The 1,452-nt window shown below is 67.6% G+C and carries 2 protein-coding genes; both read right to left on the bottom strand.

The window, feature by feature from the left end:
• Window positions 1-23: 23 nt before the first annotated feature.
• On the bottom strand, window positions 24-707 hold the full coding sequence (locus ACNPNP_RS18300) for a response regulator transcription factor (protein ID WP_188437158.1): 684 nt from the start codon (window positions 705-707) through the stop codon (window positions 24-26).
• On the bottom strand, window positions 704-1,452 hold a 749-nt coding region (locus tag ACNPNP_RS18295), incomplete at its 5' end, for a sensor histidine kinase (protein ID WP_448967475.1). The genes ACNPNP_RS18300 and ACNPNP_RS18295, both read right to left, overlap by 4 nt.

The raw sequence follows: 1,452 nt of genomic DNA, 5'->3' as shown, positions 1-1,452 counted from the left end.
CCGGCCTCTTCGCCTCGGGTGCGTCAGCCCTCGAAGCGGTAGCCGAGGCCGCGCACGGTGACGAGCATGACCGGTTCGCCGGGGTTCTCCTCGATGCGCGAACGGATGCGCTTGATGTGCACGTCGAGCGTCTTGGTGTCTCCGAAGTAGTCGCTGCCCCACACGCGATCGATGAGCTGCCCTCTGGTGAGGACGCGGCCGGAGTTGCGCATCAGCACCTCCAGCAGCTCGAACTCCTTCAGCGGCATGTTGATCTCCTCGCCGGAGACCGTCACGGTGTGCCGGTCGATGTCGAGCGTGACGCGCCCGCCGTCGAGCACCCGTTCGTCGAGATCGCTGTCCGCCTGCACCACGCGCCGGAGCACGGCGCGCATGCGCGCCAGCAGTTCGCGCGACGAGTACGGCTTCGTGATGTAGTCGTCCGCACCGAGCTCGAGCCCCACGACGATGTCCACCTCGGAGTCCTTCGCCGTGAGCATGATGATCGGCACCGCCGAGGTCGAGCGGATCTGCCGGCACACCTCGGTACCCGGCATTCCGGGCAGCATCAGATCGAGCAGGACGATGTCGGCGCCGCGCTCCCTGAAGGCGGTCAGTGCGCCAGGACCGTCCTCAGCGATCTCCACCTCATAGCCTTCGCGGCGGAGCAGGTAGGCAAGCGGATCGGCAAGGTCTGGCTCGTCCTCGACGAGAAGGATGCGGGTCATACGGTCTCTCCGTTTCGGGCGCGCAGGGCCGCGGCCTTGGCCGTCTTCCTCGCGCGCTTCTTCTTGGTCTTACGATCTGTGGCATCGGGCAACGGGGCATCGATGCGAGGCAGAACCATCGTGAAGGTGGATCCGCGACTCGGCCGCGACCATACCCGCACCTCGCCGCCGTGGCGCTGCGTGGCGTGCTTCACGATCGAGAGGCCGAGGCCGGTGCCGCCGGTGCGGCGGGAGCGCGCCTCATCCGCGCGGTAGAAGCGCTCGAAGATGCGTTCACGGTCCGATTCCGAGATCCCGATGCCCTGATCGGACACCGCGACCTCGAGGGTCTCCCCCTCGATCTTCACGCCGACACCGACGCGTGAGCCGCGCGGCGAGTAGACGATCGCGTTCGCGATGAGGTTGCCGACCGCCTCGATCAGGATCTGCGCGTCGCCTCTGACGAACGCGCCCCTGTCACCTCCGCGGATCAGTTCGACCCCCGCCGAATCGGCCTGCACCGCATGCGCTTCGATCGATGCGGTGACGACCTCGTCCATCGCCACCGGGTCGAAGTCGGTGATGCCGTCAGCGGCCTGCAGCCGAGACAGGCTCATGATGCGGCCGGTGAGCTGTCCGAGCCTGGCAGCCTCAGCGGAGATGCGCGAGGCGAAGATCCGCACCTGCGCAGGATCGTCAGCTGCGGACTCGATGGCCTCAGCGAGCAGGCTCACGGCGCCCACCGGCGTCGTCAGCTCATGGCTGG

Source organism: Microbacterium xerophyticum, from assembly GCF_053543555.1.
The sequence above is the reverse complement of the archived record's forward strand: the minus strand, read 5'-3'. Positions and strand labels throughout refer to the sequence as shown.